A 16,819-nucleotide genomic window follows, 5' to 3' on the forward strand; every position below is an offset into this window, starting at 1 on the left:
ACCACCCATGTTTAATTCGATAGTTCGCTTCAGCCTCCACAACCGCCTGTTCGTCCTGGCGGCAGCGCTGATGCTGATGGCCTACGGTGCATTGAGCGCATGGCGCACGCCGGTGGACGTCTTCCCCGACTTGAACAAGCCGGTTGTCACCGTGCTGACCGAAGCCGGCGGCATGGCGCCGGAAGAAGTCGAGCAGCTGGTCTCGTTCCCGATCGAGACCTCGCTCAACGGCATGCCCGGCGTCACGCGGGTGCGCTCGGTCTCCGGTGTCGGCCTGTCGATCGTGTACGCCGAGTTCGACTGGGGCACTGATATCTACCGCAACCGGCAGCTTGTGTCGGAGCGGATCACGCTGGTCAAGGAACAACTCCCCGGCAACATAGCGCCGGTGATGGGCCCCGTATCCTCGATCATGGGCGAGATCATGCTGATCGCCTTGCCGATCGACGTCGCCAAAACCGATCCGATGAAGGCGCGCGAGTATGCCGACTTCGTGTTGCGCCCGCGCCTGCTGTCGATTCCGGGTGTGTCGCAAGTGATCCCAATCGGCGGCGAAGTGCGCCAGTTGCGGGTCGAGCCGGATACGGCACGCATGGCGCAATTTGGCGTGTCACTCGAACAGGTCACGACGTCGCTACGCGGCTTCGCGGCCAATACCATCGGTGGCTTCGTTGACCTGAACAACCGCGAATACCTGATCCGCAACCTGGGCCGCACGAATCGCCTGGAAGACATCAGCGGGCTGGCCGTTGCATATCGCAACGGGGCGCCGGTCCTGCTCGAACAGGTCGCCAGCGTGCGCTACGCGGCGGCCTTCAAGCGTGGCGACGCGGGTTTGAACGGCAAACCGGCAGTCATCGTCAGCGTCCAGAAACAGCCGGCGGGCGACACGGTGCGCCTGACGCGCGACATCGAGACGGCGCTGGCGGAACTCAAGCAGGGCCTGCCGGCCGGCATATCGCAGCCGGTGGTCCTCTTCCGGCAAGCCAACTTCATCGAATCCTCGATAGGCAACGTTGTCGAAGCTTTACGCGACGGCGCCATCCTGGTCGCGATCGTCCTGTTTGCCTTCCTGCTCAGCGTCCGCACCACGCTGATCTCGTTGATCGCCATCCCGCTTTCGCTGGCGGTGACTGCACTTGCCTTCCACCTGCTGGGGCAGTCCATTAACGTGATGACACTCGGGGGCCTGGCGATCGCAATCGGCGAACTGGTCGACGATGCTGTGGTCGACGTCGAGAACATCGTACGCAGGCTCAAGCAGCGCAAAGATGACGGTCAGTCGGTGCTGGAGGTGATCTGGCATGCCTCGGTTGAGGTGCGTTCGGGCATCGTCTACGCAACCGTCATCGTGGTGCTCGTGTTCGTGCCGCTGTTCGCCCTGCCCGGCATCGAGGGCCGCCTGTTTGCACCGCTAGGCATTGCCTACATCACTTCGATCCTGGCGTCGATGCTGGTATCGATGACAGTGACCCCAGCCCTGGCCTACTACCTGCTGCCCCGCATGAAGTCTCTGCACCGTGGCGACAGCCCGATCGTGCGCCGCATGAAGCAATGGGATACCGCTGCGCTGAACTGGACCTTGCCGCGCATCCGCCTGATGCTGGCAATTGCCCTCATCGCTGTCGTGGCGGCCGCCGCATCTGTTCCTTTTTTCCCGCGCGCATTCCTGCCAGCGTTTAACGAAGGCTCGCTGGTGATGGGCATGACGTTCACGCCAGGTACCTCGCTTGCGGAAGCCAATCGCATGGGCTCACTTGCTGAAACCCTGATTGCCCAGGTGCCGGAAGTCACCCGGGTCGGGCGACGTACCGGCCGCGCCGAGCTCGACGAGCATGCCGAGGGCGTTCACTCATCCGAGATCGACGTCGACCTGAAATCCTCCGAGCGGTCGCGCGAAGAGATCATGGCCAGCATTCGCAACCAGCTCTCTGTCATTCCGGCATCGGTGGCAATCGGGCAGCCGATTTCGCACCGGCTCGACCACTTGCTCTCCGGCGTGCGCGCGCAGATCGCCCTCAAAATCTATGGCGACGACATCGACACCCTGCGCGGCCTGGCCGACGGACTGCAGGAACGCCTGCGCGCCGTGCCGGGTCTGGTCGACCTGTCGGTCGAGCGTCAGGTCCTGATCCCGCAGATCAAGGTGCGCATCGACTATCGCAAGGCCGCGCAATACGGCCTGGCGGCGGGCGACGTGCTGCAGGCCCTGCAGGCGCTGGCAGAAGGCACGCGTGTTACCCAGGTGATCGACGGCGCGCGCCGTTTCGACCTGGTAGTGCGGCTGGCCGACGTCGACCGTTCGCCGCAGGATCTCGCCCGGGTCATGCTCACCAGTCCCGCCGGACAGATCCCATTATCGGCCGTCGCAACGGTCGAGGAAGGCGATGGGCCGAACCAGATCGGTCGCGAGAACGGACGTCGCCGCATCGTCGTGTATGCCAATACCGATGGCTCGAACATGTCGGGGATTATCGAAGACGTGCGCAAGACAGTGTCCGCCAGCCAGCTCCCGGGCGGCTATTTTGTGAGCGTCGAAGGCCAGTTCCAGGCCCAGGAACAGGCGCAGCAGCTCATCGTCGGCCTCTCTCTGGCCTCGCTTGTGCTGATCTTCCTGGTGCTCTATTCACGCTATCGATCCTCGACGCTGGCACTCGTCATCATGGGCAATATCCCGTTCGCCCTGGTCGGCAGCGTGGTCGCCATGTGGATCGCCGGGGTGTCGCTGTCGGTCGCCTCGATGGTCGGCTTCATCACCCTGGCCGGCATTACGACCCGCAATGGCATTCTCAAGGTGAGCCACTACATCAACCTCTGCAAGTTCGAAGGCGAGACATTTGGCTGGCCGATGATCGTGCGCGGTTCGATCGAACGCCTGACGCCGGTCCTGATGACGGCACTCGTCGCAGCCTTCGCATTGACGCCACTGCTGCTGGCCGCCGATGCACCGGGCAAGGAAATCCTGCATCCGGTCGCGGTCGTAATTTTCGGGGGATTGATCAGTTCCACGCTGCTCGATTCGCTGCTGACGCCGCTCATCTTCTGGAAAGTCGGCCGCCGGCCGCTGGAGCGGCTGCTGGCTGAAAAAGGCAGCGATGCCTATTGATTCAACACGGGCCAAGTGGCGGCGCCCATCCCGAGCCGCCAAGTTTTCTGGAGCATTGGAATGAAAAAGATTCTTGCAGTAGTGGCCCTCACGGCCAGCCTGGCCCTGTCGGGTAACGTTCTTGCACACGGCGCCAAGGCGAAGCATGGGGGCATCGTGCAGAGCGCAGGCGATTTGTCGTTCGAACTGGTGGCGAAGGACGGCGGCACCACGATTTACGTCGACGACCACGGCAAGGCGCTGCCGACCGCCGGCGCAACCGGTACCCTGACCGTGCTCAAGGGCACGCAAAAGACCGCGCTGCCGCTCGCAGCTGGCGCCGCCAACACCCTGGTCGTCAAGGGCGATGCCAACCTGGTGCCCGGCAGCAAGGCGGTTGCCGCCATCACCTTCGCGGATAAGAAGGCGGTCAGCGTGCGCTTCTCGATCAAGTAGGCGCAGTTCCGGTGGCCGTTCCGACGGCCACCGGAATCAGCACATAAAAAGGGGAAACGATGAAATGGCTCATCACGAAATACCTGATTACCGCGGCGGTGGTCGTGCTGGTATCGGAGGTGGCGAAACGCAGTGACCGCTTCGGCGGCTTCGTCGCCGCCCTGCCGATGATCACACTGCTGACCCTGGTGTGGCTGCATGTCGAACACCAGCCGGACGTCAAACTCGCCAATCATGCCTGGTACACCTTCTGGTATGTGGTGCCGACCCTGCCGATGTTTCTCGCCTTTCCGTGGCTGCTGCAACGGCTCGGTTTCTGGTGGACCCTCGGGTCCTGCGCGCTCATCACCATGGCGTGTTTTGGGGTATTTGCACTGGTGATGAAACGTTTCGGCATCGTGCTGCTTTGATCATTCGCGTGACCAACGCGGTATAATGCCGACCTTCATGCGCACACCTCAACGCCAAGAATCGACCCGCTTCGCCATCGTCATCCTGTTGACGCTGGCCATGGTCTTTGCGCACTGGCAGGGTTTGTCGCACCGGGTTGTGCACGCGTGGCAATTCCCATCCGCGGCGGCCGAGCTGGCCATGACGATAGCTGCAGGCTCGGACCAGAAGGCGGTCCAGCATTCCTGTCTCGCCTATGACGCCGCTACGGTGGCCCCTGCGCTGCAGTCGCCCGGCTGCACGGCCGCCATCCTGCCGGGCGGCCGGGTGCTGGCCCTATGGGCTGCATTCACCTCATGGGATGCCCCTTTCACACGCTATTTTTCGTCCCGCGCTCCCCCTCTCGCCTGACTGCCCCTGACTTCCTGACCCGCTTGCGCCGGCATGCCCGCGCACGCGAGTCCGTTCAATTTTTTCAAGGAATTATCATGCACGTCCAGCGTACTATCCTGGCGAGCGCGGTTCTGGCCGCCCTCGCCCCACTCTCGTTTGCCCAGACCCAGACTGCAAACCAACCGATGGCGACCGTCGTCGTCACCGCCAACCCCTTCAACGCGGCCGAAGGCGACCAGATCCTGACGCCGGCAAAAGTGCTCGCCGGCGACGAACTGCGCAGCAAGCTCGGCAGTTCCCTGGGCGAGACCCTGTCAAGCGAACTCGGTGTATCCGCTTCGGCCTTCGGCGCCGGCGCATCGCGTCCGGTCATCCGCGGCCTGGAAGGCAACCGCGTCAAGGTGCTGGAAAACGGCATGGCCGTGTCCGACCTGTCCGGCCTGTCAAACGACCATGCGGTAAGCGGGGAAGGCGCCACCGCGCGCCAGATCGAGATCCTGCGCGGTCCTGCTGCCCTGCTCTACGGCTCAGGCGCCATCGGCGGCCTGGTGAACGTGGTCAACGAGCGGATCCCGACCGAGCATCACGACACGCCCACCGGCGTGGTGGAGTCGCGCTACAACAGCGTCGACCATGGACGTTCGGTCTCGTTCTCGGGCGATGCATCGAGCGGCAAGGTGGCGCTCCACGTCGACGGCAGCGGCCGCGATGCGGGCGACTACCACATCCCGGACGCACCAGGCGGCGACACGCTGCCCAATTCCGCGCTGCGCCAGCACACCCTGGGTGCCGGCGGCGCGTATATCGGCGAGCGCGGCCATCTTGGGGCCTCGGTCAGCACCCTTAAAAAACGCTATGGCATCCCCGGCGGCGAAGGTGCCCAGATCGACCTCGAGCAGACGCGCTACGACATCGACAGCCAGCTCGACGCCCCCCTGCCCGGCTTCGAGAAACTGCGCTTCAAGGCAGGCTACAGCGACTACGGGCACGTCGAGCTCAATGCCGAAGGCGGGCCGGAAACCGTGTTCTCGAACCGCGCACTGGAAACCCGCCTGGAAATGACGCACAAGCCGGTGCGCGGCTGGTCGGGCAGCTTCGGCGTCCAGACCGAGCACGCGCGCTTTTCGGGCCTCTCCGCCGACACCGGAGAATCGGCGACGGTGCCGGTGACCGTGTCGGACACCCACGCCGCATTCCTGGTCGAAGAGCGCGATTTCGGCCTTGCACGCGTGAATGCCGGCGTGCGCGCGGAGTCCGTCAAGCGTGAACCGGAAGGCGGCGCCCCGCGCCGCAGCTTCGACCTGCTGTCGTATTCGGCCGGCGCGATTTTCCCCGTCGTCCCCGGCTATACCGTCGGCCTGACCGCGTCCGTGGCGCAGCGCGCACCCGCGGCCGACGAGCTGTATTCGGGCGGCCCGCACGAGTCGACCTTGACCTTCGACATCGGCAATCCGAACTTCAGAAAAGAAACCTCGCGCAATATCGAGCTGTCGCTGCGCAAGACGACCGGGTTGGTGCGCTGGCAGGCGAACCTGTTCCAGAACCACGTCCGCGACTTCATCTATGGCGAGGTGGGTGATACTTTGCTCGACGATGAAGGCAATCCGGGCGACGAACTGCGCGAACGCATCTTCCGCCAGGCCGATGCCACGATCCGGGGCGCGGAGGCCGAGATCAGCTACAACCAGCACCGTGAAGGCCTGTCGCTGCGCGCCTTCGGCGACATGTCGCGCGGTTCGCTCGACGACGCCGGCAGCCTGCCGCTGCAGCCGGCCAAACGCGTGGGTGCGGAAGCCGGCTACAAGGCGGGCGCCCTGCGCGGCGGGCTGTCGGTGCTGCGTGCATTGAAGCAGGAGCGCCTGGCGGCCTTCGAATCGACGCCGACCGGCGCCTATACCCAGCTCGACGCCAACCTGTCGTACACCCAGCGCTTCGGGCACACCGACCTGACCTGGTTCATCATCGGCAAGAACCTGCTCGATGAAGAGATCCGCGTGTCGACCTCGGTGCTGAAGGATATCGCGCCTCTGCCAGGGCGTAATCTCACCGTTGGCGTGCGCGCGGCGTTCTGAGAGGACAGCACCTTCGCAAGGCCTGCGTCGTCCGATCGCCGGCCCTGCGTGAGCCTGACACTCCTGACGCCAGGATGGTCAGGCTCTGCCGGTTTCCGTTTTCGCCGTTATCCCCGCGCCCAAGGATTGAACCTGGACAGCCAGGCACGCACGCTGTTGGCATCGGCCGCGCGTGAAAATTTTCCTTGCGCGTCCAGGAACACCATGACCGTCGGCCGGCCCTTGACGGTTGCGTGCAACACCATGCAGCGGCCAGCCTCCGAGATGTAGCCGGTCTTTTGCACGCGGATCTTCCAGTTCGGGCTCGCAGTGAGCCGGTTGCTGTTGTGATAAGCGGTCTGGCGCCGGCCCTGCCTGATCGAAAAATTCCGGTCCGTGGAATAGCGCCGTATAAGCGGGTGCTTCTCGACGGCCATGACCAGCTTCGCCAGGTCCGCCGGGCTCGCGACATTTGCGCTCGATAGGCCGGTCGGTTCCACATAGCGCGTACTGCGCATTCCCAGCGCCCGTGCCTTCGCGTTCATGCGCGCGACAAACGCTCTTGTTCCGCCGGGGTAGTTGCGCCCCAGGGCGGATGCTGCGCGGTTCTCAGAACTCATCAAGGCGATATGTAACATCTCCGAGCGTGACAGACGCGTTCTAACGCGCAGCCGGGATGACGAATACTTGAGCCGATCGAAATCGGCGCTCGTGACGACCAGTTTTTCCGCCATGTTTTGCCTCGCTTCCAGCACCACCAGGGCCGTCATCAACTTGGTAAGCGAGGCGATTGGCATCGCGGCATGCGCATTCTTCTGGTACAAGATTTTTTTCGTGCGCGGATCGAGAATCAGGACAGCGCTCGACCTGAGCGCCCCCAGCTGTGCGGCGTACGAGGATTTGGCACGCCGCAGCCTGGCTTTTTCCACGACCCGGTGCCGCTGCGCCGCTTTCGCTTTCGTTACTGTGGAGATGCGCTCTTCGACTGCCTGAACCGAAGATGTGTGGCCGGCCAACAAGGCCAATGCCAGAAGAAGTGAAGCAAGTAATGTCATTTTTTTCGAATCAGCCAAATCCGGGCTGCCCCCCATGCGAACTGAGGTCGGGGCACGCGATCTCGGGCATCCTAGTCAACCATACTTAGCAAACCCTTAGCGCCCAGCCACAACAGGAAGCGCCACATCAAGGGCGCCCACCAGCGCAGCATTCGCTAAGTATTTGCTAAGTGTTTCTCCATACCATTGCAATTGCCATGCTCGCCAGTTGTTCGGCCGGGCTAACCTTCCAAGTGCACAAATTGAAAAAACGACATTTTTGTACGGCTAAACGCCTGCTTTTCGCTGCCTGCATTGTCCTGGCAACGCCAGTGCTCGTACCGGCGAATGCGGCTCCGCCTTCCCAGCGCGGTGCGGCATCGCGTCCCGACGTCGCCACTGATTTCCGTACATTGGCGCAGCAACATCCGTGGACGTGCCGCAAGGAGGCAAGTGCGCAAGCGAACGCCGCCGGGCCGGCCGGCGAGGCCGAGTGCGCCTGGCAGGAGCGCTTGCGCAAGCAAAGCTGGAGCTGGAGCGAGGGCGCGCCGTCGTCGTGCCTCAGCAGGCAGGCCCGCTGGTGGAACGCGGCCCAGGCGGGGCTGCCGCCCGCCGCGCCGCGCAGTGTCTGGGACAGCCGCTGGAGCGCACAGACGCTGCGCTTTGCCGCCGGCGGCGAAGAACGGTTACTGCTACTGCGGCGCGGCAGTGCCGACCAATGGCTCGCCACCGAGTGGCGCTGGAACCCGAATCCGCGCCCCGCTACCCGCCGCTGGCAGGAACGCCGCTGGAAGTTGCTGATCGAGGCTGCCGCCCGGCACCAGCAGGACATGGCCACCGCCAGCAAGTCCGATGCGGCGCGCTTGCAGCCGGTGTTTCGTCGCGTGCTCGGTGCGCGGCCCGGCGAACTCGGTCCGGATGGCCTGGTCCTGGAAGCGGCGGGTCTGTGCTTGCGTGCTGGCAACCCGCAACCGGGCCAACCGAAGCTTGCCTTGTCCTATAGTCCAAACGACAGCCGGCTGGAACAGCGCGCCGCCATGCACCTGCAACTGAGCAGGCAGCACCCGGATGCGAAATGGCTCACGCAGTTTAGGATGCTGGACATGCCCGCGAACCTGCCGAGTGGCGCCAAGTTCCTCGCAACCTGGGTCCAGGGCGAAGAGCTGAAAAGCCAGCTCTGGATGCCGGCGAAAAGCGACGCGGCGACGGTGCGGCTGCGGGTGACCACCCGGCTGCCGCGCGGCCAGGCCGACACAGGCGTCATGTTGCAGGCGAAACAGGCCGTCGAGCGCGAACTCGCGGCAATTGCGGTGCAGTGGGCTGCCATCTATGAATGACATGTCCACCCTGCCGCTGTTTTTCTTTTCGCCGCTGGCCATTATCGGCGCCGGCCTGCTGCTGTCGCAGATGTTCGGCGTGCTGCTGCACAGGCGCGGCGTGCCACGGCTGTACGGCGCCGTGGCAGCCGGACTGATCCTGGGCGTGAGCGGCTTCGGCCTGGTCGACGCCGCACTGCTGACCTACTTCCAGGAGCTGCTCAACGCAGCGTCGGCATTGGTATTGTTCGAAGCCGGCCGCAAGATGGACCTGGCCTGGCTGTGGCGCAGCCGCGCCCAGGGCCTATCGCTCGTGCTCGGCTGCCTGTTGCGCGGCGCCTGTACCGTCGCCTTGCTGGTCCCGTTTGGCGTGGGCTGGAGCGATGCGGCCTTCATCGCCTCGATCCTGATCGCCATTAATCCCGTGGTGTTTACCTCGATGGTGGCGGACCACAACGCCACCGGTGTGGCGACCTATGCCGCCGCCAATGCCGTCGGCTTGAGCCATCTGGTGGCACTGGTGGCCCTGTCGGTCTCGCTGGCCTGGCTGCGCAGCCATGGCGTCACCGACGAGTTGCCGTTCGGCGACCAGCTCCTGCACCAGGGCGGCAAGCTGCTGCTCGGCGCCGCCATCGCGCTGCTGTGCTACGGCGTGTACAAGCTCGCGTCGAGCGTCTCGAGGGCGGAGGCCGGCGTACGCCCCGGCATCCTGCTTGCGACGCTGATGCTGGACCTGGGCCTGTGCTCGGTGACCTCGTCGAGCGCCCTGCTGTCCCTGTTACTGATGGGTCTGCTGCTGCGGAATGCGGAGAAGCGCGAGAACGTGTTCCAGGCTCAGCTCAAAACGGTGCAGGATATCGGGTATGCGCTGTTGTTCATGACCTCGGCTGCACTGGTCCAGCTGGAACAGGTGCTTCACTGGCAGATATTGCTGATGGCGCTGCTGGTGTTCGCCATGCGGATTGCGGTGACGCGCCTCGCGCTCGTTCCCGGACAGGCATGGAGCACGCACAAGAAGCATGCAATCGCCCTGTCCGCCTGCTCGCTGGTAAGCTTCAGCGCCCTGGTCGTCGACAGCTCGATGTCCAACGCCGCCTACCTGAGCGACACTGCCACCAGGCTGATGGGGGCACTATTGGCCCTGAACGTGCTGGTAGCCCCGGCGATCACATGGGCCGGCCTGCACTTTGCCGGTGAAACACATGAAGGGAGTGAAAAATGACAGATGCAGTGATCGACCTGGACAGCGCAGCTGCGCAGGCACGCGCGGTCGCCGGCGCCGGCCCGGCATTCCTGCCCCCGTTCGCCAATTCGCGGCTCGGCAGCATGGGGATCGAACTGGAGCTGATGGTACTTGACCGTCTCACCTACGACCTGCTGCCGGCAGCCCCGGACATTCTGCTCCTGCTCGACAAGCAGGAGAAGGCCTGGGTCGCGACCCCCGAGATCACCACATCGATGCTCGAGGTTGCCACCTCGGTGCTGGGCAGCTATCGCGAGGCGGCGACCCAGGTGGAGGAAATCCGTACCAGTGTGCAAAGGGCCGCGTTCACGGTTGGGGCCGCCATTTCCGGCGGTGGCGCCCATCCGTTCCAGAAATGGAACGAGCAACGCATCTATCCGAAAGACCGCTACCGCGAGTCCGCGAAAAAATATGGCTACCTGGCCAAACTGTTCACCGTGTTTGGCATGCACGTCCACATCGGCATGCCGAGTGCCGACGAGGCGGTGCGCGTTGGCGCCTGGCTGACCCAGCGCGCGCCCTTGTTCATCGCCCTGTCGGCCAACTCACCATGCTGGCAGGGGGAGGACTCGGGATTCTGCAGTGCACGCAGCAACGTGGTCGGGGCGTTCCCGATGAGTGGCATCATGCCGCCGGACCTGCGCAGCTGGCAGGAATTCGCGAACCACTTCGAACGATTGGCGCAGCACGGCATCGTCAACAGCATCAAGGACTTCTATTGGGACGTGCGCCCCAAGCCGGAGTACGGAACCATCGAGCTGAGGGTGCTGGACACCCCCTTGCATCCGGCGTATTCCGCGGCGCTTGCCTGTTACGCGCGGGAGTTGTGCATCGAAATAGCGGACCGGCCCGGTACCTGGCCAAGTGGAAACGCGCGCGAATTGTATAACTGGAACCGGTTCAATGCGGCCAAACAGGGAGTCCGGGGCAGCTGGATCGACCCCTGCTCGGGAAAGGAGCATGCGATCGAACACGTGGTGCGCAGTGACCTGGCGCGACTGGTCGCGCGGTCGGACGATCCCGACTTCCCCGAGGCATGCCTGTTGATCGAGGAGCTGTTGCGCGACGGCGGGCAGGCAGGCTGGCTGAGCGCCCACATGTCCGCCGGCGCCGGCATGAATGACCTGGCGCGCATGGCCAGCGAAATTTTCGAACACCCGCTGAGACCTGGCCGGGGAGCCCGACAATGAGAGTGCTGCTGGTGGAAGACGATCCCATGATCGGCAGCGTGGTCCAGCATGCGCTTCGCGATGCCAGCTACGCGGCGGACTGGGTCCGCGACGGCGAGGCCGCGCTGATGGCGCTGCAGGCCCTCGAGTACGAACTGATCCTGCTTGACCTTAACCTGCCCCGCATCGACGGGATGGCCGTGCTGAACTCGATCCGCAAGGCGCGTAACGATGTGCCGGTGCTGGTGCTCACGGCGCGCGAGGCGACGGAAGACCGCGTGGCCGGCCTCGATGGCGGGGCTGACGATTATCTGGTAAAACCGTTCGCAATGAGCGAACTGCTGGCACGGATGCGCGCGCTGACCCGGCGCAAGGAGGGAACGACCAGCACGGTACTGGGGAACAGCATCGTCGAACTGGATCCGGCGACCCACGAGGCCCGGGTCGGTGCGACGACGGTACGCCTGACAGCGCGCGAATTCCCGCTCTTGCAGGCCCTGCTCGTGCGGCCCGGCGCCATACTTTCCCGTTCGGAGCTCGAGCACCGGGTGTACGGCTGGAACGAGGAAGTCGAGAGCAATGCCATCGAATTCCTGATTCACTCGATTCGAAAAAAACTGGGCAGCGAGATCATCAAGAATGTGCGAGGCGTAGGATGGATGGTCGCGAAGCGCCAATAGCGGCATCGCTGCGTTTCAGGCTCTCCTTGTGGATTTCAACGGTGATCCTGGCCGGCGCGGCCATTGCCGGCCTGTACTCCTACCTTGCCGCCACCGAAGACGCTCACCGCGGCCAGGACACGCAATTGCAGCAGGTCGGCTACCTGATCAGCAGGCTCGATGCCGTGCCGACGTCGCCCATGGCGCGCGAACGAGTTGGCGACATCGACTTCGATGCGCGGCTGGTGGTGCGCTTCATCGACGCTCCCGGCGCTGCATTGGCGTACCCGGAGCGCTCCCCGCGCTTCGCCACTTCCCTACCCGACGGTTTGCAGACGGTCACTATCGGCAAGGAAACGTGGCGCGTTTTCGTCCGTACCAGTGCGAAGGGCGTGCGGGTCGCGGTAGCACAGCAAACGGCGGTGCGCGATGCGGCCGCACGTTCGAACGCCTGGCGCAGCGTCATGCCGATCCTGTTCCTGGGGCCGGTCCTAGTGCTGATGGTGACGCTGCTGGTACGCGCCATGTTCCAGCCGCTGCAGCGGCTTGCCACGCAACTGGGCATGCGCCGCGAGCACGAGATAGGCGAACTCGACCGGGCTGCACTGCCGTCGGAAGTGTGGCCTTTCGTCACCGAGATCAACAAGCTCATTGCCCGCACGGTCCGCGCATTGGCGCTGCAACGGCGCTTCATCGCCGATGCGGCGCATGAGCTGCGCTCGCCCATGACAGCCATGTCGCTGCAGGCGGAAAGGCTGGCGGCGAGCGACATGCCGTCCGAGGCGCGGAAACGGCTGGGGACACTGTCGGCGGGCCTGTCGCGCACCCGGATCCTGCTCGACCAGTTGCTGACCCTGGCCCGCACGCAGGAGTCCGGCAGCGACCGCTTGACGCAGGTTCCGCTGAAGAAGGCGATCCAGGAATGCCTGGAGGACCTGGTGCCGCTGGCGGAGGCCAAGGCAATCGATCTTGGCGTGGTAGGCGAAGCCGATCCGATGGTCACCGGGCGCCCTGTCGATATCAGGATTCTCGTCAAGAACCTGGTCGACAACGCCATCCGTTACACGCCAGAAGGCGGGCGCGTCGACATCAGCGTGGAGCGAGGTGGAGACGGCGTCGTGCTCGATGTCGACGACACGGGTGCAGGCATACCACTGGAAGAACGGGAACGCGTGTTCGACCCGTTCTACCGTGTGCTTGGCAACGGGGAGATTGGCTCCGGCCTCGGGCTGGCGATCACGGTGTCGATCGCGAACCAGATCGGCGCCACCATTTCGCTGACCGGGAAACCCGATGGTACGCAAGGACTGCGTGCACGCGTGGTGTTTCCCGCATGCCGGGCACCGGCTCGATAGGCATCCGGCCCGGCCGGCGTTCACCTGTCCAGGCGGTCCATGAAAACCCCCAGCCGCCCGATTGCCTCATTCAGGTCTCCGGCGCTGGCGGCATACGAAAGCCGCACGTAGCGGTCCGCGCCACAATGGCCGAAGTCCTTGCCGGGCGTGAGCGCGACGTGCATCTCCTCCAGCACGCGCTCGCAGAACTGCCAGGAGTTCAAGCCGGTCGCACTCACATCGAAGTAGACATAGAAAGCGCCATCCGGCGGCACCGGCACCGGCAAGCCGATACGGGCAAGGCCGTCCAGCACCAATTCGCGCCGCCCTGCGAACTCGACCCGGCGCGCTTCGCAGACGGCGAGCGACGCCGGCGTGAAACATGCCAGGGCCGCTTGCTGCGACAGGGTCGAGGCGCAAATATAGTAATTCTGGGCCAGGCGCTCCATGGTCGGTACCAGTTCCTCCGGCACGACGGCCCAGCCAAGGCGCCAGCCGGTCATGCCGAAATACTTCGAGAAACTGTTGATGACGATGGCGCCATCGTCCACGGCCAGCACCGTCTGCGGCGGTCGGCCCGCGCCATCGCGGTCGCCCAGGTTCAGGTAGATCTCGTCGACGATGCGCCACGCGCCCTGCTCGCGCGTCCATGCGCAGATGGCGCGCAGTTCCGCGGGAGGCACCGACGTGCCGGTCGGATTCGAGGGCGTCGCGATCATCAGCCCTTTTGTGTGCGCCCTCCAGTTGGCGCGCACGCTGGCGGCGTCGAGCTGGAAGCGGCTGTGCGCATCGGTGCTCACGAGTTTTACCTGCGCACCGAAGCTGCTCATGAACTGGCGATTGCATGGGTAGGAGGGATCTCCCACGATCACTTCGTCGCCCGGATCGACCAGCGCCGCGGTGACCAGCAGCAGCGCGGCGGACGCCCCGGCGGTGACGATGATCCGGTTTGGCGCAATCGTGACGCCATGCTCGCGCAGGTAGAAACCGGCGATCGCCGCGCGCAGGGCCGGTATGCCAAGGGCCGCGGTGTAGGGAAGCGAACCACCATCGACTGCCGTGCGCGCTGCCTCCAGCACGGCCGGCGGCGGTCCGAAATCGGGCTCCCCGAGGCTGAGCTTGATGACGTGATGGCCTTGTGCTTCCAGGGCGGCGGCACGCTTGCCGAATTCCATGGCGAAGAAGGGATCGATCGATTGGGCGCGTTGCGAAATTTTCATGGTGGTGGTGTGATGTGAGGCTGGGCGTAACGGATTCTATCGTGTGATGCCGGCGGGCCGCTTTCTCAGCGCCTGCCCGGAACGATATCCACGCCAATCTGCTCGGCCAGCGCCAGCAGTTCGCCATAGGCCGCCGGATCGTCCACCAGGCTGCGCGTCGGCGCGCCCGGCTGCAGCACTCCGTCCCCGATCCGGTCGCCGAACAAGACCACCGCCAGAGCACTGTCGTCCTGGCGCGAAATCCAGCACAAACCCTGCACCTGCGGAAACCCCGCGTGAATCGCCACGGCCCACTCCCGGGTCAGCCGATACCGGTCCTTCTCGGTATCGATCAGGCACTTGCGCGGCACGCCGAGTTTGCGCAAGGCCTTGCTGCCGAGGTCGGCCAGCAGCAGGTCCTGGCGTGCGCTGAACTGCGAATGCCCCTGCCCGCTGAGCTTGCCCTTGTCATACGACTTGAAGACGGGGACGAAGGGGACATCGTGGAACACGCTTTCCATCGCGGCGCAGGCGAAGCTCGAGCCGCCGTAGAGCGTGGGGATGCGCTGCCCATGGAGGTCCGCGATCGGACTGAAACGGGCATTGCCCTTGACACCGGGATTGAACTGGACCGCCTCATAGTCGAGGTGGTGGACACGATGGATGAGCGTGCCCTGCGGCCAGGTGGTGGTCGTGATGTGCAGGGTGGGCGGTGGCGCGGGTACCGCGCCGGGAGTGGTGGTGGCGGCAGCGTCCGGCCTGGCGGCCGGCGTGTCAGCCATGCAGCACGCCTTCGCATTCGTCGGCGGCCGCGGCAATCACCCGTTCGGGGTGGAGGGCGAGCAGGTCGCGTGGCGCTTTTCCGCCGAGGTAGCTGTTCGCGGACATGAACCAATACGACAAGCCCCAGCTGTCCTTGGTGTCGCCGAACGTTTTAATCACGTGCGCCAGCGACTTGCGCGGCCGGTAACCCGCCTGGGGGTCGAGCCCGTAGCTGGGGAAATAATCGATGCCATTGTGGCGGATGGCGAAGATCGCGCCGTCGCGTTTCCATTTGTTGGGCTGGGCGCTTGGGTTGCTGGCGCTGAATCCTGCTGCCAGGGCAATCTCGGCCGCGGTCATCCAGTCGCCGCTGCCGATCACGGCGGTGCGGGCCCGCGCCAGCATGGCCGCTTCCTTCAGCTCGTTTGGCGTGGGCGGCACCTTCGGCACCAGCGCCTCGACGATCGCTTCGAGCGATTCGCGATGGTGCTTGCCGACGATGGTTTTTACGAACTCGGCGATGCTGGCAAATGTTTGCGCCATCGCCGCCGCCTCGCGCGGTGTGGCATGGGCGATCGACACCGCGACGACCTGTTCGGCATCCGATCCGTCCAGGCCCCTGCTGACCTCTCCCGGTTTGCCCGCAAGGGTCGAAATACCGGGCACTCCGTATTCCAGTACGCGCATGCTGCCTCCTGCTGAGATTAGATTGGATGGTATCACTCCATACTAACCCATATAACCGCTTCATGCCAGACACGGTGCTGGCGCCGATCAAGGCGCAAGCTTCCTTCGCAAAATCACCCGAAACCCCCTAAAATAGGTTGATCTACGGAACCATTCATCTATTTCGGAAGCCTGCATTGGAAACTCTTCTCTTCGCCGCACCGGGCTTGCTCGGTCCCACCCTGGTTGCCGGCCTGTTGGGCCTGTTGATCGGCAGTTTCCTGAACGTGGTCATCCACCGCATCCCGAAGATGATGCAGCGCGAGTCGGACAATTACGTGGCCCACGAAAGTGGCAAGGAGTTGCCGCACACCGACCGCTACAACCTGATGGTGCCGCGATCCGCCTGCCCGCATTGCGGGCACCAGATCACGGCGCTGGAAAACATCCCGGTGATCAGCTGGCTGGCGCTGCGCGGCAAGTGCAGCAAATGCAAGGCGCCGATCTCGGCGCGCTATCCGGCGATCGAATTGCTGACCGGCGTGCTCTCGGCCCTGCTGGTCTGGACTTTTGGTTCCGGCGTTGCCGGCATGGCCACCCTGCTCTTCGCCTGGCTCTTGATCGCGATGACGTTCATCGACGTCGACACCCAGCTGCTGCCCGATGACCTGACGTTCCCGCTGCTGTGGGCGGGATTGCTCATCAACCTGAACGGCACCTTTGTTCCACTGCGCGACGCCGTCATCGGCGCGGTGGCCGGCTATCTGGTGCTGTGGGCCGTGTACTGGCTGTTCAAACTGGTGACCGGCAAGGAAGGCATGGGCTATGGCGACTTCAAACTGTTGGCGGCGCTCGGCGCCTGGCTCGGCTGGGCGATGCTGCCGACTATTATTTTGCTGTCCTCGGTCGTGGGCGCGATCGTCGGCATCAGCCTGATCGTGTTCGCGCGGCGCGGACGCGACAAGCCGATCCCGTTCGGTCCCTACCTGGCGGCAGCCGGCTTGATCGCCCTGCTCTATGGCGAACAGATCGGCGGCATTTTCCAGAACGTCCTCGCTTGAC

16 protein-coding genes are annotated in these 16,819 nt (G+C 64.4%); 12 read left to right on the forward strand and 4 right to left on the reverse strand.

Annotated features, from left to right (window positions below; all coding sequences use genetic code 11):
* Positions 1 to 7: 7 nt before the first annotated feature.
* From ACHAC9_RS09135 to ACHAC9_RS09155, 5 genes are all read left to right on the forward strand, one after another.
* Complete coding sequence (locus ACHAC9_RS09135; RefSeq protein WP_435759311.1) at positions 8 to 3,106, forward strand: efflux RND transporter permease subunit; 3,099 nt, start codon at positions 8 to 10, stop codon at positions 3,104 to 3,106.
* Positions 3,107 to 3,166: 60 nt separating this feature from the next.
* Positions 3,167 to 3,541 (forward strand): hypothetical protein, encoded by a 375-nt coding sequence (locus ACHAC9_RS09140; protein ID WP_435759313.1) that lies wholly within the window; start codon positions 3,167 to 3,169, stop codon positions 3,539 to 3,541.
* 59 nt (positions 3,542 to 3,600) lie between these two features.
* Positions 3,601 to 3,951: a DUF3147 family protein gene (locus ACHAC9_RS09145; protein WP_435759315.1), complete on the forward strand. Its 351-nt coding sequence runs from the start codon at positions 3,601 to 3,603 to the stop codon at positions 3,949 to 3,951.
* A gap of 37 nt (positions 3,952 to 3,988) precedes the next feature.
* Positions 3,989 to 4,342, forward strand: coding sequence for a hypothetical protein (locus ACHAC9_RS09150; RefSeq protein ID WP_435759317.1), 354 nt, complete (start codon positions 3,989 to 3,991; stop codon positions 4,340 to 4,342).
* Positions 4,343 to 4,419: 77 nt separating this feature from the next.
* Positions 4,420 to 6,396: a TonB-dependent receptor gene (locus ACHAC9_RS09155; RefSeq protein WP_435759319.1), complete on the forward strand. Its 1,977-nt coding sequence runs from the start codon at positions 4,420 to 4,422 to the stop codon at positions 6,394 to 6,396.
* A gap of 107 nt (positions 6,397 to 6,503) precedes the next feature.
* On the opposite strand, the gene ACHAC9_RS09160 is transcribed toward ACHAC9_RS09155, so the two are convergent.
* Positions 6,504 to 7,199, reverse strand: coding sequence for a serine hydrolase (locus tag ACHAC9_RS09160; protein WP_435759472.1), 696 nt, complete (start codon positions 7,197 to 7,199; stop codon positions 6,504 to 6,506).
* On the opposite strand from ACHAC9_RS09160, the gene ACHAC9_RS09165 reads away from it, so the two are divergent.
* From ACHAC9_RS09165 to ACHAC9_RS09190, 6 genes are all read left to right on the forward strand, one after another.
* Positions 7,179 to 7,415: a hypothetical protein gene (locus ACHAC9_RS09165; protein ID WP_435759482.1), complete on the forward strand. Its 237-nt coding sequence runs from the start codon at positions 7,179 to 7,181 to the stop codon at positions 7,413 to 7,415. The genes ACHAC9_RS09160 and ACHAC9_RS09165 overlap by 21 nt on opposite strands.
* 326 nt (positions 7,416 to 7,741) lie before the next feature.
* The gene (locus ACHAC9_RS09170) at positions 7,742 to 8,746 is read left to right on the forward strand and encodes a hypothetical protein (protein ID WP_435759321.1); all 1,005 of its coding nucleotides are present in this window, start codon (positions 7,742 to 7,744) and stop codon (positions 8,744 to 8,746) included.
* 1 nt (position 8,747) lies between these two features.
* Positions 8,748 to 9,947: a cation:proton antiporter domain-containing protein gene (locus ACHAC9_RS09175; RefSeq protein WP_435759323.1), complete on the forward strand. Its 1,200-nt coding sequence runs from the start codon at positions 8,748 to 8,750 to the stop codon at positions 9,945 to 9,947.
* On the forward strand, positions 9,944 to 11,158 hold the full coding sequence (locus tag ACHAC9_RS09180; RefSeq protein ID WP_435759325.1) for a YbdK family carboxylate-amine ligase: 1,215 nt from the start codon (positions 9,944 to 9,946) through the stop codon (positions 11,156 to 11,158). The genes ACHAC9_RS09175 and ACHAC9_RS09180 overlap by 4 nt, the downstream gene beginning before the upstream one ends.
* Positions 11,155 to 11,817 (forward strand): response regulator transcription factor, encoded by a 663-nt coding sequence (locus ACHAC9_RS09185; protein ID WP_435759327.1) that lies wholly within the window; start codon positions 11,155 to 11,157, stop codon positions 11,815 to 11,817. The genes ACHAC9_RS09180 and ACHAC9_RS09185 overlap by 4 nt, the downstream gene beginning before the upstream one ends.
* The gene (locus ACHAC9_RS09190; protein ID WP_435759329.1) at positions 11,793 to 13,151 is read left to right on the forward strand and encodes an ATP-binding protein; all 1,359 of its coding nucleotides are present in this window, start codon (positions 11,793 to 11,795) and stop codon (positions 13,149 to 13,151) included. The genes ACHAC9_RS09185 and ACHAC9_RS09190 overlap by 25 nt, the downstream gene beginning before the upstream one ends.
* A 20-nt stretch (positions 13,152 to 13,171) precedes the next feature.
* Here the strand turns inward: ACHAC9_RS09190 and ACHAC9_RS09195 are convergent, their stop codons facing one another.
* The 3 genes from ACHAC9_RS09195 to ACHAC9_RS09205 all read right to left on the reverse strand — a co-directional run bounded on the left by ACHAC9_RS09195 (position 13,172) and on the right by ACHAC9_RS09205 (position 15,778).
* The gene (locus tag ACHAC9_RS09195; protein ID WP_435759331.1) at positions 13,172 to 14,350 is read right to left on the reverse strand and encodes a pyridoxal phosphate-dependent aminotransferase; all 1,179 of its coding nucleotides are present in this window, start codon (positions 14,348 to 14,350) and stop codon (positions 13,172 to 13,174) included.
* Between the two features lie 65 nt (positions 14,351 to 14,415).
* Positions 14,416 to 15,111: an RES family NAD+ phosphorylase gene (locus tag ACHAC9_RS09200; protein ID WP_435759333.1), complete on the reverse strand. Its 696-nt coding sequence runs from the start codon at positions 15,109 to 15,111 to the stop codon at positions 14,416 to 14,418.
* Positions 15,104 to 15,778: a hypothetical protein gene (locus tag ACHAC9_RS09205; protein ID WP_435759335.1), complete on the reverse strand. Its 675-nt coding sequence runs from the start codon at positions 15,776 to 15,778 to the stop codon at positions 15,104 to 15,106. The genes ACHAC9_RS09200 and ACHAC9_RS09205 overlap by 8 nt, the downstream gene beginning before the upstream one ends.
* 176 nt (positions 15,779 to 15,954) lie before the next feature.
* On the opposite strand from ACHAC9_RS09205, the gene ACHAC9_RS09210 reads away from it, so the two are divergent.
* Positions 15,955 to 16,818, forward strand: coding sequence for a prepilin peptidase (locus ACHAC9_RS09210; RefSeq protein ID WP_435759337.1), 864 nt, complete (start codon positions 15,955 to 15,957; stop codon positions 16,816 to 16,818).
* Position 16,819: the final 1 nt, after the last annotated feature.

This window comes from Massilia sp. CMS3.1 (assembly GCF_051262535.1).
Lineage (GTDB): Bacteria > Pseudomonadota > Gammaproteobacteria > Burkholderiales > Burkholderiaceae_D > Telluria.

Bases quoted from the DNA above. Each gene is read 5' to 3' on its own strand.
- ACHAC9_RS09135 (WP_435759311.1), top strand. From the start codon at position 8: ATGTTTAATTCGATAGTTCGCTTCAGCCTCCACAACCGCCTGTTCGTC.
- ACHAC9_RS09140 (WP_435759313.1), top strand. From the start codon at position 3,167: ATGAAAAAGATTCTTGCAGTAGTGGCCCTCACGGCCAGCCTGGCCCTG.
- ACHAC9_RS09145 (WP_435759315.1), top strand. From the start codon at position 3,601: ATGAAATGGCTCATCACGAAATACCTGATTACCGCGGCGGTGGTCGTG.
- ACHAC9_RS09150 (WP_435759317.1), top strand. From the start codon at position 3,989: ATGCGCACACCTCAACGCCAAGAATCGACCCGCTTCGCCATCGTCATC.
- ACHAC9_RS09155 (WP_435759319.1), top strand. From the start codon at position 4,420: ATGCACGTCCAGCGTACTATCCTGGCGAGCGCGGTTCTGGCCGCCCTC.
- ACHAC9_RS09165 (WP_435759482.1), top strand. From the start codon at position 7,179: ATGCGCATTCTTCTGGTACAAGATTTTTTTCGTGCGCGGATCGAGAAT.
- ACHAC9_RS09175 (WP_435759323.1), top strand. From the start codon at position 8,748: ATGTCCACCCTGCCGCTGTTTTTCTTTTCGCCGCTGGCCATTATCGGC.
- ACHAC9_RS09180 (WP_435759325.1), top strand. From the start codon at position 9,944: ATGACAGATGCAGTGATCGACCTGGACAGCGCAGCTGCGCAGGCACGC.
- ACHAC9_RS09185 (WP_435759327.1), top strand. From the start codon at position 11,155: ATGAGAGTGCTGCTGGTGGAAGACGATCCCATGATCGGCAGCGTGGTC.
- ACHAC9_RS09190 (WP_435759329.1), top strand. From the start codon at position 11,793: ATGGATGGTCGCGAAGCGCCAATAGCGGCATCGCTGCGTTTCAGGCTC.
- ACHAC9_RS09195 (WP_435759331.1), bottom strand. From the start codon at position 14,350: ATGAAAATTTCGCAACGCGCCCAATCGATCGATCCCTTCTTCGCCATG.
- ACHAC9_RS09200 (WP_435759333.1), bottom strand. From the start codon at position 15,111: ATGGCTGACACGCCGGCCGCCAGGCCGGACGCTGCCGCCACCACCACT.
- ACHAC9_RS09205 (WP_435759335.1), bottom strand. From the start codon at position 15,778: ATGCGCGTACTGGAATACGGAGTGCCCGGTATTTCGACCCTTGCGGGC.